Origin of the sequence: Diaphorobacter caeni, from assembly GCF_015354245.1 — a bacterium.
In the GTDB taxonomy this organism is placed as follows: domain Bacteria; phylum Pseudomonadota; class Gammaproteobacteria; order Burkholderiales; family Burkholderiaceae_C; genus Diaphorobacter_A; species Diaphorobacter_A caeni.
On record NZ_JADKYZ010000002.1, the window covers coordinates 456,200 to 469,005 of the forward strand.

Sequence of the window (12,806 nt, forward strand, 5' to 3'; positions counted from 1 at the left end):
CGTCCATCATGAGAAATGCAAGACAAGCCCCGCTTTCACTGATGCTGCTGACCGCGCTGGTCGCAGTGTTCATGCTCGCCCCCATCGCCCTGTCGGTGATGGCCGGCCTCGTCAACAACTACAGCGCCGGTCTCAAGAGCGGTCTCACCATGCGCTGGCTGTTCGAGGTCTGGGACACCTACGGCAACACCGTCGCCTGGTCGCTCGCGATTGCGGCGATGTGCGTCGTCGGCAACCTGCTGATCGGCGTGCCCTGCGCCTACATGCTGGCGCGCACCCAGTCGCGCTGGGCGCGGCTGTTCGAGGAGCTGCTCACGCTGCCGGTGGCCGTACCGGGTCTGGCGAGCGCGCTCGCGCTGATTCTCGCCTACGGCACGCTGCAGGGCTTTCGCCAGAGCTTCGCGTTCATCCTCGTCGGGCACATGGTGTTCACGCTGCCTTTCATGGTGCGCACCGTGTCGTCGGCGCTGCAAAAGCACGAACTGCTCGCGCTCGAAGAAGCTGCACGTTCGCTCGGCGCGAGTTTTTCCCAGCGCTTTCTCGGCGTGCTCGTGCCCGCAGTGCTTCCCGCCATCATCGCCGGCAGCCTGATGGTGTTCACGCTCTCCGTCGGCGAATTCAACCTCACATGGATGCTTCACACGCCGCTCACGCGCACCCTGCCCGTGGGTCTGGCGGACAGCTACGCATCCATGCGCATCGAGATCGGATCGGCCTACACGCTGGTCTTTCTGGTGGTGATCCTGCCGGTGCTCTGGGCACTGCAGACCATCGGCACCCTGATCGGAAAACATCATGGAAATTGAACGCACGCGCATCGACATCATCGACTGCGCCAAAACCTACGCCGACGGAACACGCGGCCTGCAACCCACCACGCTGACCGTGGAGCCCGGCGAAGTGCTCGCGCTGCTTGGCCCCTCGGGCTGCGGCAAGACCACGCTCCTGCGTCTGATCGCCGGACTCGAATCGCCCGATGCGGGGAGCGTCATCCGCTTCGGCGCGACCGACGTGACGCACACGCCGATCGAGCACCGCAACGTCGGCATGGTGTTCCAGCACTACGCGCTGTTCCCGCAGATGACGGTGCAGGCCAACATCGGCTACGGCCTCAAGATCCGGGGAACGCCGGAAGCAGAACGCCAGCGCATCGTCGGTGAACTCGTCGACCTCGTGCGCCTGAACGGCCTTGAAAAGAAGCGCCCCGCCGAGCTCTCGGGCGGCCAGCGCCAGCGCGTGGCTCTCGCGCGCGCCGTGGCCGCCAAGCCGCGCGTGCTGCTGCTGGACGAGCCACTCACCGCGCTGGACGCCAAGCTCAAGGAATCGCTGCGCGACGAGCTCGCCGAGCTGCTGCGCCGCCTGCACATCACGGCCGTGCATGTCACCCACGATCAACAGGAAGCGCTCGCGATCGCCGACCGACTCGCTGTGATGCGCGCGGGCCGCATCGTGCAGATCGGCGATGGCGAATCGCTGTACCGCACGCCGACGCACCCCTTCGTCGCCTCTTTCCTCGGCCGGGTCAACAAGCTCGCCAGCAACGACGGCGGCCTGCTGGAGCTCGGCGGCATCACGCTCGCCGGCCCTGCAGCCCACACGACACATGCGGCACGGGCATCGGTTCTCGTGCGCCCCGAGGACATCCAGATCGGCCAGGCCGAATCCGGCTGGGGTCGCGCCGAGGTGCTGCGCAGAAATTTTCTCGGCGACCGCATACAGCTCACGCTGAACGTCGCCGGACAGGGCACACTGCTGGCTGACGTGAGTCGCGATCACGCGGCGCGCGAAGGCGAGATGGTCGGCATCCGCATCGCGCCCCAACACCTGATGCACATGATGGAGGACGAAGCGCCATGAACACCAGAAGCAATGACGGGATGACCCTGCTGCTGCAGCTCTCCGACCCGCACATCCGCGAGCCGGGCAAGCTCGCCTACGGCCGCATCAACACCGCGCCCTACCTCGCGCAGGCCGTGCAGACCATCCTGCACCAGCCCCAGCGCCCCGATGCCATCGTCATCACCGGCGACCTCACGGACTTCGGCCGCGCCGCCGAATACGAGCACCTGCAATCACTGCTCGCGCCGCTCGGCGATGTGCCGCTCTATCTGCTGCCCGGCAACCACGACGACCGCCAGCAACTGCGCGCGAGCTTTCCGACGCATGCGTACCTCGGCACCGACGGATTCGTGCAATACAGCGTGCCCGTCGGGGCGCTGCAGCTCATCACGCTCGACACCGTCACCCCCGGCGAGAGCCACGGCACGCTGTGCAGCCAACGCCTCGCATGGCTCGAAGCGGAACTGGAAAAGCAACGCCACAGGCCCGTGGTGATCGCCATGCACCACCCGCCCTTCCAGACCCTGATCGGCCACATGGACAAGATCGGCCTGCTCACCGGAGCCGCCGAACTCGAGGCCATCGTCGCCCGTTTCCCTAACGTGGAGCGCGTGATCTGCGGGCATCTGCACCGCAGCATCCAGGTGCGCTTCGGCGGCACCATCGCATCCACTGTGCCGTCACCGGCGCATCAGGTGTGCCTCGATCTGGCCCCCAACGCCGCCTCGGCCTGGACGCTGGAACCACCGTCCTACGCCCTGCATGCACTGCCCCAAGGCGGCCGTCTGGTATCGCATCTCGCGGCCAGCGGCGCGTTCGAGGGGCCGTTTCCGTTTCATGAAGGGGGCAAGCTGATCGACTGAGGTCAGCTTGTCAGCATCGCCAACGCCCGCTGCCTGAAACTGTCGTCCTTGAGTGCCGCCAGATCCGGCTGGGCCCGGATGTTGCCCATGCGCAGATGCCAGTCGATCAGCTCATCGAGGCCGACATAGGAAGGCGCGGCATCGGCGGGAAAGTCCAGCATGGGGGTCTCGGACACCACCTCCATGTTGTACTTCTTGAGGATCGTGAGAAGCTCGGCCTTGCCGCTGCCGCCGTCGATGAACGCGTTGCGATAGTCGCGCAGCGCGCGCAGGTAAGCCACCATGTAACGGGTGCCCGCTTCGGGATTGCGGCGCGTGAGGCTGGCCGCATAGACCAGATAGCCGTTTGGAAAATTGGGTTTGAACTGATCCATCGACATCACGCGCACGCCGTTGATGCGCTTGAGCACCTGCGTGGCGTGCGGCTCGTTGATGCAGCCACCGTCGATGGATTTGTTGCCCATGCCCGCAACGACATTGGGCAAACCCAATTGCACGATCTCGAAAGATTTCTCGCTCACTCCATGCTTGCGCGCCAGCTCCGACACGAACCAGCTGCTGGGTGCGGCAAGGCCGGAGGCGATCTTCATGCCTTTGATGTCAGCGGGCGTCTTGTAGCGCCCCGACTCCACCAGATCCCGGCGCAGCACCAGGCTGATCGAGCCATGGCCCGGCGAGTGCTGCCCCGCGCTGGCGACGATCGTGAGGTCGATGTTGCGCTGGCGCGAGTTGAAGATCATGGGGTTCGGCCCGCTGGCCAACACGTCGAGCGCTCCGATGGCAAGCGCCTGCGCGGCGTCTCCCGAACCCGGGAAGGCCCGCACTTCGACGTCCAGCCCCTCGGCACGGAAGTAGCCTTTCTCGACGGCGATCAGCGAGACGGCATCAAACATCGCGGCAATGATGCCCACGCGCAGTTTGACGGGTGGATTCATCGGCGTGCGCGCCGGTGCCTTCTGTGCAAAGACCGATTGTGGAATGCCCGATGCGATGGGAACGAGCACGGCGCCAGCCGAGGCCGCAAGAAGGCTTCGGCGAGAGAGGTGAATCTGTTGAGACATGGTGAATGGCTTTCTGAAGTGCAATGCGGATCCGCTCAGCTGCGGGACTTCCATGGCAACAGACGACGCTCGATGGCATCCAGCAGCGCGAAGGAGCACATCCCCACGATCGATATGACGATGAGGCCGACATACATGTCCTCCACCGTCAGCAGCTGCCATGCACGCCAGATCACGAAGCCGATGCCCGATTGGCTCGACACCATCTCGGCCGTCACCAGCAGCAGAAGCGCCGAACCCCATCCCAGCCGCAGACCGGCGAAGATCACCGGCAGCGCACCCGGCAATGCGATGGTCAGATAGCGGTTCAGACGACCGGCGCGAAAGTTCTGGCCCACATCCAGATAGATCTTGTCGATGTTGGCCACGCCGGCCGACGTGGCGATCAGGACCTGGAAGAACACGCCGACGGCGATGATGGCCCACTTCGATTCCTCACCGATGCCGAAGATCAGCATCAGCAGCGGCAGGATCGCCACTTTGGGAATGGGAAACAGCGCGCCCACCACGGGCTGCAAGGCAGCACGCACGATGGGAACCAGCCCCATGACCGCGCCGAGCATCACCGCAGGAATGGCCCCGAACAGAAATCCGATCAGCGCACGCGAGAGACTGACCAGCAGGTGATGACCGAGCGACTGATCCCATTGCGCGGAAAACGTCATCGCGTAGAAGGTCTGAACGATCTGCGAAGGCGCCGGGAAGAAGCGCACGTCAAGTGCGCCGCTGCGTACGGCCAGCTCCCACAGCGCCAACAGCGCAAGCGGCGCGACGATGGCGGCGATGCGCTCCTTGGCACGCGGAGAAACAAGGCCCACATCGCGCAGCGGGGTCGGCGCACGGTATTCAATGGACGGAGCCGAACCCTGTTGTTCGACATTCGAAATGGCGGTAGCAGTCATGCAATTGTCTCCTTGGTCTGGCGGCTGCCGAGCACCTCCTCGCGCAGCTCGGCCCACAGGCGGGCGCTGAGCGCGCCGTAGCCTTCGCTGGCACGCACTTCGTAGGCTCCACGCGGGCGAGCCAATGTCACCTCGATGTCTGCCTTGAGCGTGCCGGGGCGTGATGTCATCACGAGCGCGCGATCGCTGAGGACCAATGCCTCATCAATCGAATGCGTGATGAACAGCACGGTCTTTCTGGACTCCTCCCAGATGCGCAGGAGTTCCTCCTGCAGGATGGCCTTGTTCTGCTCGTCCAACGCGGCAAAGGGCTCATCCATCAACAGAATTTCGGGGTCGTTGGCAAACGCTCTCGCGATGGACACGCGCTGCTTCATGCCGCCCGAGAGCTGGTGCGGATAGGCCTGTCTGAACGCCGTGAGGCCCACCTTGTCGATGTAGTGCGAGACCACCTCGTTGCGCTCGGCACGCGGCACGCCGCGCATGCGCAGCCCGTACTCGACGTTCTTTTCCACCGTCATCCAGGGAAAGACGGACTGCTCCTGGAACACCATGGAGTGCAGCGGCTTGCTGCGGTCAAAGTGCGCCAGTTCGAGCTCGCCGCTGGTGTGGGTTTCGAGCCCCGCGATGATGCGCAACAGTGTGGATTTGCCGCAGCCCGATGGTCCGACAATGCAGCAGAACTGGCCTTGGTAGATGTCGAGCGTCACGTCGGACAGCGCTGTGACGCGGCTGCCCCGGCTGATGAACTCCTTGCCGAGTTGGCGCGCACTGATCTGCGGAACCACGGCTGAAGGATCACGAGGTATCGGCTTGATCGCATCGATCCGCGCCGTGTTCGGCGGCGACCTCTCGGCGATGTGGGGCTGCTGTGGCGCGAACGTCGGCGTGACTCGACCAGGCAACGGGCGATCGACTTGCAATACGGACATGGTGGTGTGTCTCCGTTGAGTTGAGGTAGGTTTCTCCGCGCTTGAGACACGAAAAATCCATGCAATGAAGACTAAGACGCGATGCCGAAAAGCGCGTAACCTCACTTTCCTGACACTTACCCATTCGTCCGAAATTGCGGGTCAACGCTTGCGTTCGAGACGATCCGACAAGTGCTGAGGAACAGTCGCGCGGCGCAGTCCTACAAAAAAGGCCCTCTGCTTGCGCAAAGGGCCTTGTCGATTCCGCTTCAACGATCGCCGAAGCGGCCGGATCAGTTCTTCTGCGCCGCCAGCATGTAGTCCACCGCCATGTTCGACAGCGCACGCACGCCGTAGATCATCGACGACTCGTCCGCGAAGAACAGCGGGGAGTGGTTGTTGGGCGCGGTGTTGGGGTCCTTGTCCTTGGGCGTGACGCCGAGGTAGAAGAACATGCCCGGCGCTTCCTGCTGGTAGAACGAGAAGTCTTCCGAGGCCGCGGACTTGGGCTGCACGCCGTAGTTGCCCTTGCCGGCGACGCGCTCCAGCGTGGGGCCCATCTGCGCGACGAGGTCGGCGGGGTTGACCACCGCGTTGTAGAGTTCGACGACCCGCACCTTGGCCTTGGCGCCCGAGCTTTCAGCGATGTGCTCGGCCGTGGTGGCCAGGCGCTTGTGGATGTCCTTCTTCATGCCCTCGTCATACGTGCGGATGGTGCCGATCATCGACACCTTGTCGGGAATGATGTTCATGCGGTTGCCGCCGTTGATCGCACCCACGGTGACCACGGCGGGCTCCATGCCGATGTTGGCCTGGCGGCTGATGATGGTCTGGATGCCGGTGATGATCTGCGCGCTCGCGACGATCGGATCGACGCCTGACCACGGACGTGCGCCGTGCGTCTGCTTGCCGGTCACGTCGATCCAGAACTGGTCCGCCGACGACATGGCCGGGCCCGGACGCCACGCGATGTAGCCGGCGGGATAGGCGCTCGAGACATGCAGGCCGAAAACCGCGTCGACCTTGGGGTTCTGCATCACGCCTTCCTTGACCATCTGCTTGGCGCCCCAGATCTTCTCGCCGTCGGGCTCGAAGGTCGCGGGAGATTCCTCGGCGGGCTGGAAGATGAACTTCACGCTGCCGGGCAACTGCGCCTTCATGCCGGCCAGCACTTCGGCGGTCGCCATCAGCATGGCGACGTGGGTGTCGTGGCCGCAGGCGTGCATCACGTCCACTTCCTTGCCGAGGTACTGGCTCTTGGCCTTCGATGCGAACGGCAGTTCGTTCTGCTCCTTCACCGGCAGCGCATCCATGTCGGCACGCAGCGCCACCACCGGGCCGGGCTTGCCGCCCTTGAGCAGGCCGACCACGCCGGTCACGGCCACGCCGGTCTTCACCTCCATGCCGAGCTTGCGCAGGTGCTCCGCGACCAGCGCCGCCGTGCGCGTTTCAAGATTGCCGAGTTCGGGGTGCTGATGAATGTCGCGGCGCCATGCGATGAGCTGCTGCTCGATGGCCTTGGCACGCTGGTCGATCTGCGCGTGCAGCGTCTGTGCCTGCGCGCTCTGGATGGCGGCCAACGCGGCCTGCGGCGCTTGCTGCGCCTGTGCGCCAGCCGCCAGAGCCAGGGTGGTGAACGCCGCCAGCGCCGCGCGCTGGATGGCCTTGTGCTTGCGAGAGGACTTGCGGTCGCTCTGGGTCATGAAGTGTCTCCAAAAATGCTGAATTTGCGCTGCCACAGCCCCGGTGTCCACCGCTGGTCGCGGCAGCGTCAACGGGCTCCGTGACGACGTTTGATTGTAGGTGTGCTCTCACTTCCCAAAAGCATCCTTGCGTGCTTTGAACGAGGATTCCACGGAGGCCTGAGCAAGCTCCCACTTCGGCCTCCATACGCTTAACCACGCAAAAATCAACTGCGGACAGCCCTAAATCCACGCAGCGACACACAACTGTCACATACATGTAGACTTGAGCGACAGTGAAGCATTTGTTGAATCTCTTAGCCGCCATCGCGTTACTCGTGTGGGGAAGCCACCTGGTACGAACCGGCGTGCTGCGCGTCTTCGGGGCCAATCTCCGATCCCTTCTTGCCCGCAGCATGGGCAACCGGTTCACGGCTGCGCTCTCCGGCATGGGCGTCACCGCGCTGGTGCAGTCGAGCACCGCCACGTCGCTGATGACCTCGTCCTTCGTCGGACAGGGCCTCATCGCCCTGCCGGCCGCGCTCGCCGTGATGCGGGGCGCGGATGTCGGCACCGCGCTCATGTCGGTGCTGTTTTCCGTCGATCTGTCCTGGCTCTCGCCCGTGTTCATTCTGGTCGGCGTGATCCTGTTCGTCACCCGCCAGGCCAGCACCGCCGGCCGCGTCGGCCGGGTGCTCATCGGCCTCGGCCTGATGCTGCTCGCGCTCGAGATGGTGGTGCAGGCCAGCGAGCCGATGCTCGCGTCTCCCATCATCAAGGCCATGCTGAACTCCATCAGCAGCGACATCTTCATGGAACTGGTGATGGGCTGCGTGCTGGCCGTGGTGGCCTATTCCAGCCTGGCCATCGTGCTGCTGATCTCGGCCATGGCGGCATCGAACGTGGTGCCGCTCGACGTGGCCCTCGGACTCGTGCTCGGCGCCAACCTCGGCAGTGGCCTGCTGGCCGTGATGACCACCGCCAAATCCGCCGTCGAAGTGCGCCAGGTCACCGTCGGCAACATGGTCTTCAAGGTGCTCGGCGTGATCATCATGACGCCCTTCATCGGCGCATGGATGAAGTACGTGCAGCCGCTGCTCCCCAATGCCGCGCAGAGCGTCGTGCTGTTCCATCTGGCCTACAACATCATCATCAGCGTCGGCTTCATCGGCTTCACCCAGTGGGTCGCCGAGCTCATGACCAAGTTGATGCCCAAGCCCGTGGAAGACAAGCCGCGCCGCCCGCATCACCTCGACCCGTCCGCGCTCTCCACCCCATCTCTGGCCATCTCCTGCGCCGCCCGCGAGGCCCTCTATCAGGCCGACGTGGTGGAGACCATGCTCACCGGCATGCTCGACGTGATCCAAAAGAACGACGAACAGCAGGCCGAGCGCATCCGCAAGATGGACGATGAAGTTGACCAGCTCTACTCCGCCATCAAGTACTACCTCACCAAGATCTCGCGCGAGGCCCTCGGCGAAGAGGAAAGCAAGCGCTGGGCCGACATCATCAGCTTCACCATCAACATGGAGCAGATCGGCGACATCATCGAGCGCGTGATCATCGACATCGAAGACAAGAAGATCAAGAAGGGCCGCAAGTTCTCCGAAGCCGGCATGGCCGAAATCACCGAACTGCACGGCCGCCTGGTCAGCAACCTGCGGCTCGGCATGAGCGTGTTCCTGAACGGCAACGTGCGCGACGCCAAGCGGCTGCTCGAAGAGAAGGTGCGCTTCCGGGATCTGGAGCGCACGTACTCCACGACCCATCTGGCCAGGTTGTCCGAAAACACCATGCAGAGCATCGAGACGAGCTCGCTGCACATCGATCTGATCAGCGATCTCAAGCGGATCAATTCGCTGATCTGCTCGATTGCCTATCCGATTCTGGAGTCGGCCGGGGAATTGGTTCCCAGCCGGGTGAAGGCGATCAACGAGGCGGCTGCCAATGCTGCACCGAGTGGCGCGTCGCATGCGGCGGGTGGGGGGGCTGGCGTTGAGCACAGCAATGCTTGAGGGGGCTGTTCCTCTATTGCTTGTGTTTGTGTTTGTGTTTGTGCTTCTGCTGTGGCGTTGAGGGCGAAGGCCGGGTCTCGCCCCGGCGGGCGAGTAACTTGTCGCTTGCGCGCGAAAAGTCACCAAAAGCGCGCTTTGAAGTCCTCCGGCGGAACTCGCTTTGCGCTGCGCGCGCCGCTCGGACAACCGCCGGAAATCAGTCTAGAAGAGGTGTTTGCGGCACGTTGCTTCGCTCGTGCCGGGGTGCTTGCAAAGTTGGGTTGAGGGGCAGACGCCCACTGCTCTTTTGAGTGACGCTGATCCCGCAAGCAAATCAACAATCCCGCAGCGCTGATGCCCCAGCATCTCGCGAAGTCGCGAGATGTTCGGCACGAGCGCAGCGATGTGCCGAACACACCTCTTGGTTAAGCACTAGCTCGCGGCGGTTGCCCGAGCGGCGCGCGCAGCGCAAAGCGAGTTCTGCCGCGGGTATTGAAAAGCGCGTTTTGGGTTACTTTTTGCGCGCAAGCAAAAAGTGACTCCGCCGCCGGGCGGAACTCCCGGCCTCCGCCCTCAAAAAAACAAACAAACGAACGAACAAACCAAAGTCACCCCTTGGCAACAGGCGCCACTCCAGCAGCCTGCGCAGAGGACTCAGCCTCCTCAGGCCGCCGCGCATACCGCTGCGCCAACACCGCACACACCATCAACTGGAGTTGATGAAAGATCATCAACGGCAACACGATCAGGCCCGCATCCGCAGAAGGAAAGATCACCTTCGCCATCGGAACGCCGCTGATCAGGCTCTTCTTGGAGCCGCAGAAGACGATCGTGATTTCGTCTTCCTTGTCAAAACCGAGCTTGCGCGAGATGAACGTGGTGAACAGCAGCACGATGGCCAGAATGATCGCGCTCACCAGGAGCAGTCCGAGCAGTGCGGTCAAGGGGAGCTGGCGCCAGATGCCCGCGACCACGGCCGCGCTGAATGCGGTGAAGACCACGAGCAGGATGGAGCCTTGGTCGACGACCTTCAGCACCTTGGCGTGCTTCTTCACGAAGTCTCCGATCCAGGGGCGCAGCAGGTGGCCGGCGATGAAGGGCAGCAACAGTTGCAGCATGATCTTGCCGATGCTGTCGAGCGCATCGTGGTGCGCCTCGCCGGCCTGCGGCAGGACGATCTTCACGAGCAGCGGGGTGACGACGATGCCGAGCAGCGTCGAGGCCGACGCGCTGCAGATCGCGGCGGGCATGTTGCCGCGGGCCATGGCGGTGAAGGCGATCGCCGATTGCACGGTGGCGGGCAGCACGCAGAGGTACAGCACGCCAGTGTAGAGCTGTGGCGTGACCAGCGGTTCGAGGACCGGGCGCAGCCCCACGCCGACGATGGGAAACAGGATGAAGGTGGTGGCGAACACCAGCAGGTGCAGCCGCCAGTGGCCGATGCCCGCAAGAATCGCCTCGCGCGAGAGTTTGGCTCCGTGCAGGAAGAACAGCAGCGCGACGGCTGCCGTGGTGACGCCCTCAAAGAAATGGGCCACCTGTCCGGAGACGGGCGCGAAGCTCGCCAATGCCACCGTGGTGATGAGCATCAGCGTGAAGTTGTCGGGAAGGAAGCGGGAGCGAGCCATGACGGGAACCTGACCACGAGGGGTCTGTGTGGGTTGGATGAGTACTGCTGCGGATTGGACCGCAGTGCGGGCACAAAGTAAAATCGATTTATCTGATAATTTCATGAGTTGAAATCATGAATGTGACCTTGCGACAGCTGCAGGTGTTTCTCTCGGTGGCCGAGACGCGCAATTTCAGCCGCACCGGCGATCTCATCGGGCTCACTCAACCGGCCGTAAGCCGCAGCATCACCGAGCTGGAGGCGCAGCTGGGTCTGCAGCTGGTGAACCGCACGACGCGCGAGGTCGAGCTGACCGATGCGGGCCACAGCCTGGCCACGCGGCTGCCGCGCGTGCTCGACGATCTGGACTCCACTCTGCTCGACGTCGCCGGCATGGCGACCGGACGCCGGGGCCGGGTGCGCGTGGCGAGCAGCCCGACGCTTTCGGCCAATCTCATGCCCGAATGCATCGCGCTGTGCCACGAACTGCATCCGGGCATGGAGCTGATGCTGCTCGACCGGGTGCAGAACGCGACGCTGGCGAGCGTGCTGTCGGGCGAGGTGGATTTCGGCGTGGTGATCGATCCCGAGGAGCGCGAGGCGCTGACCTGCGAGACGATCCTCAGCGAGCCGTTTCTGCTGGCATGCCCCAGGGATCATCGGCTCGCGGACCGACAGCAGGTGCGCTGGACGGACCTGAATGGTGAATCACTGGTGCTGCTGGATCACGCGTCGGGCAGCCGCCGCCTGATCGACGAGGTGCTTGCCAGACTCGGCGTGCATTGCACGATCGCGCAAGAGGTGGGCCACAGCACGACGATCTTTCGCATGCTTGAAGCGGGTCTCGGCGTCGCGGTGATTCCCAGAATGGCGCTGCCGCCACAGGGTTTTGCAGACGATTCCGCCCTCTGCATGCGCCCGCTCACCCCGCGCATGGACCGTCAGGTGATGCTGGTGCAGCGCCGCAATCGCGCGCTCTCGCCACTCGCGCAGACGGCCTGGCAACTGGTGCGCGAGCAGGCCTCCAAGCTGGCGGCGTCCAGCCCCTCGCCATCCGCCAAGCCGGTGCACGGCGGCACCGTCAAGAAGCACAAAAGGCAGCCCGGTCACCAGCCGAAATAGTCGGCCAGCAGCAGCGCCGCCTCGGGCGTGAATGCGCCGCGCGCGAGATGCTCGTGCACCACGTCCGTGGTCCACAGCTCGAAGCGCTCGACCTCGCCGTCCTGGTTCGCGGGCTCGATCCCGGTGGGCACGGTGGCGGCAAACCAGTCGATGCGCTCGCGCATGTAGCCCGCGTTGTTTTCCTCTTCCGCCGGCTGCGCGAAATCGACATGGCCGCCATGCCGCAGATCGCGCAGATCGGCCATGCGCAGGCCCGCCTCCTCCCAGGTCTCGCGCTCGAGCGCTTGCCTGAGCGAGTCGGCGGCCGAAACCATGCCGCCCATCAGCGTGTCCCACATGCCGGGGTTGTTGGCCTTGTTGAACGCGCGCTGCTGCACCCACATGCGGCCATCGGGCGCTGTGCCGATCAGGTGCACGGCGCAGGTCGCGATGCCCAACGGACGCACCGCGCCGCGCTCCACCGTGCCGACACGCTCGCCGCTCGGATCGAGCACGAGCAGCTGCTCGTTGCGCCACGGGCCGCACATGCCGGTTCGCCGCAGCGCTGCGGCCAGCAGGTTCATGGCCTCGGTGGGGTCGCCCTGAATCGAGCGCAGATGCCAGCCGTCATCGGCCCGCTGCAGCGCCCCGAACACCGGATCGATGAGGCCGCGCTGCACGATCTGCTCGAGCACGACGGACTCCACCGAGCCCACCACATGACCTTGCACCATCAGCGCATCGCGCGCTGCCAGCGGTGCGCGCTGCGCATGGGCGCGCGCCGTCGCCAGCCACGCGGGCGCGGGCGCGGGCGTTCCGATGCTTGCCTCGCTTGCCAGCATGA

At 64.4% G+C, this 12,806-nt stretch carries 11 protein-coding genes; 5 read left to right on the plus strand and 6 right to left on the minus strand.

Translation table 11 applies throughout. The annotated features are described in order from the left end of the window. Positions 1-8: 8 nt before the first annotated feature. From ISG32_RS06055 to ISG32_RS06065, 3 genes are read left to right on the plus strand one after another with little or no spacing between them, the layout of a single operon-like run. Positions 9-806, plus strand: coding sequence for an ABC transporter permease (locus ISG32_RS06055; RefSeq protein WP_194770101.1), 798 nt, complete (start codon positions 9-11; stop codon positions 804-806). Continuing rightward, the gene (locus tag ISG32_RS06060; RefSeq protein WP_194770102.1) at positions 796-1,857 is read left to right on the plus strand and encodes an ABC transporter ATP-binding protein; all 1,062 of its coding nucleotides are present in this window, start codon (positions 796-798) and stop codon (positions 1,855-1,857) included. Before ISG32_RS06055 ends, ISG32_RS06060 begins: the two co-directional genes overlap by 11 nt. Further along, complete coding sequence (locus ISG32_RS06065) at positions 1,854-2,702, plus strand: phosphodiesterase (RefSeq protein WP_194770103.1); 849 nt, start codon at positions 1,854-1,856, stop codon at positions 2,700-2,702. The genes ISG32_RS06060 and ISG32_RS06065 overlap by 4 nt, the downstream gene beginning before the upstream one ends. A 2-nt stretch (positions 2,703-2,704) precedes the next feature. On the opposite strand, the gene ISG32_RS06070 is transcribed toward ISG32_RS06065, so the two are convergent. The 4 genes from ISG32_RS06070 to ISG32_RS06085 form a co-directional block, all read right to left on the minus strand. Further along, positions 2,705-3,763 (minus strand): ABC transporter substrate-binding protein, encoded by a 1,059-nt coding sequence (locus ISG32_RS06070; protein WP_194770104.1) that lies wholly within the window; start codon positions 3,761-3,763, stop codon positions 2,705-2,707. A gap of 35 nt (positions 3,764-3,798) precedes the next feature. After that, positions 3,799-4,665 carry an ABC transporter permease gene (locus ISG32_RS06075; protein WP_194770105.1) on the minus strand — a complete coding sequence of 289 codons (867 nt, stop codon included), beginning with the start codon at positions 4,663-4,665 and terminating at the stop codon, positions 3,799-3,801. Then, positions 4,662-5,597, minus strand: coding sequence for an ABC transporter ATP-binding protein (locus ISG32_RS06080; protein ID WP_194770106.1), 936 nt, complete (start codon positions 5,595-5,597; stop codon positions 4,662-4,664). The genes ISG32_RS06075 and ISG32_RS06080 overlap by 4 nt, the downstream gene beginning before the upstream one ends. A gap of 272 nt (positions 5,598-5,869) precedes the next feature. Continuing rightward, the gene (locus ISG32_RS06085; protein WP_194770107.1) at positions 5,870-7,279 is read right to left on the minus strand and encodes an amidohydrolase; all 1,410 of its coding nucleotides are present in this window, start codon (positions 7,277-7,279) and stop codon (positions 5,870-5,872) included. 275 nt (positions 7,280-7,554) lie between these two features. On the opposite strand from ISG32_RS06085, the gene ISG32_RS06090 reads away from it, so the two are divergent. Then, positions 7,555-9,273 carry a Na/Pi cotransporter family protein gene (locus ISG32_RS06090; RefSeq protein WP_194770108.1) on the plus strand — a complete coding sequence of 573 codons (1,719 nt, stop codon included), beginning with the start codon at positions 7,555-7,557 and terminating at the stop codon, positions 9,271-9,273. A gap of 587 nt (positions 9,274-9,860) precedes the next feature. On the opposite strand, the gene ISG32_RS06095 is transcribed toward ISG32_RS06090, so the two are convergent. Then, complete coding sequence (locus ISG32_RS06095; RefSeq protein WP_194770109.1) at positions 9,861-10,880, minus strand: bile acid:sodium symporter family protein; 1,020 nt, start codon at positions 10,878-10,880, stop codon at positions 9,861-9,863. Between the two features lie 116 nt (positions 10,881-10,996). Here ISG32_RS06095 and ISG32_RS06100 point away from each other — a divergent pair, with 116 nt between their 5' ends. After that, positions 10,997-11,983 carry a LysR family transcriptional regulator gene (locus tag ISG32_RS06100; RefSeq protein ID WP_194770110.1) on the plus strand — a complete coding sequence of 329 codons (987 nt, stop codon included), beginning with the start codon at positions 10,997-10,999 and terminating at the stop codon, positions 11,981-11,983. Here ISG32_RS06100 and ISG32_RS06105 read toward each other — a convergent pair. After that, positions 11,968-12,804: an NUDIX hydrolase gene (locus ISG32_RS06105; protein ID WP_194770111.1), complete on the minus strand. Its 837-nt coding sequence runs from the start codon at positions 12,802-12,804 to the stop codon at positions 11,968-11,970. The genes ISG32_RS06100 and ISG32_RS06105 overlap by 16 nt on opposite strands. Positions 12,805-12,806 lie beyond the last annotated feature (2 nt).

Excerpts from the sequence above, each read along its gene's own strand:
- ISG32_RS06105 (WP_194770111.1), bottom strand. The coding sequence starts at position 12,804 with ATGCTGGCAAGCGAGGCAAGCATCGGAACGCCCGCGCCCGCGCCCGCG.
- ISG32_RS06065 (WP_194770103.1), top strand. The coding sequence starts at position 1,854 with ATGAACACCAGAAGCAATGACGGGATGACCCTGCTGCTGCAGCTCTCC.
- ISG32_RS06095 (WP_194770109.1), bottom strand. The coding sequence starts at position 10,880 with ATGGCTCGCTCCCGCTTCCTTCCCGACAACTTCACGCTGATGCTCATC.
- ISG32_RS06080 (WP_194770106.1), bottom strand. The coding sequence starts at position 5,597 with ATGTCCGTATTGCAAGTCGATCGCCCGTTGCCTGGTCGAGTCACGCCG.
- ISG32_RS06075 (WP_194770105.1), bottom strand. The coding sequence starts at position 4,665 with ATGACTGCTACCGCCATTTCGAATGTCGAACAACAGGGTTCGGCTCCG.
- ISG32_RS06055 (WP_194770101.1), top strand. The coding sequence starts at position 9 with ATGAGAAATGCAAGACAAGCCCCGCTTTCACTGATGCTGCTGACCGCG.
- ISG32_RS06060 (WP_194770102.1), top strand. The coding sequence starts at position 796 with ATGGAAATTGAACGCACGCGCATCGACATCATCGACTGCGCCAAAACC.
- ISG32_RS06085 (WP_194770107.1), bottom strand. The coding sequence starts at position 7,279 with ATGACCCAGAGCGACCGCAAGTCCTCTCGCAAGCACAAGGCCATCCAG.
- ISG32_RS06070 (WP_194770104.1), bottom strand. The coding sequence starts at position 3,763 with ATGTCTCAACAGATTCACCTCTCTCGCCGAAGCCTTCTTGCGGCCTCG.
- ISG32_RS06100 (WP_194770110.1), top strand. The coding sequence starts at position 10,997 with ATGAATGTGACCTTGCGACAGCTGCAGGTGTTTCTCTCGGTGGCCGAG.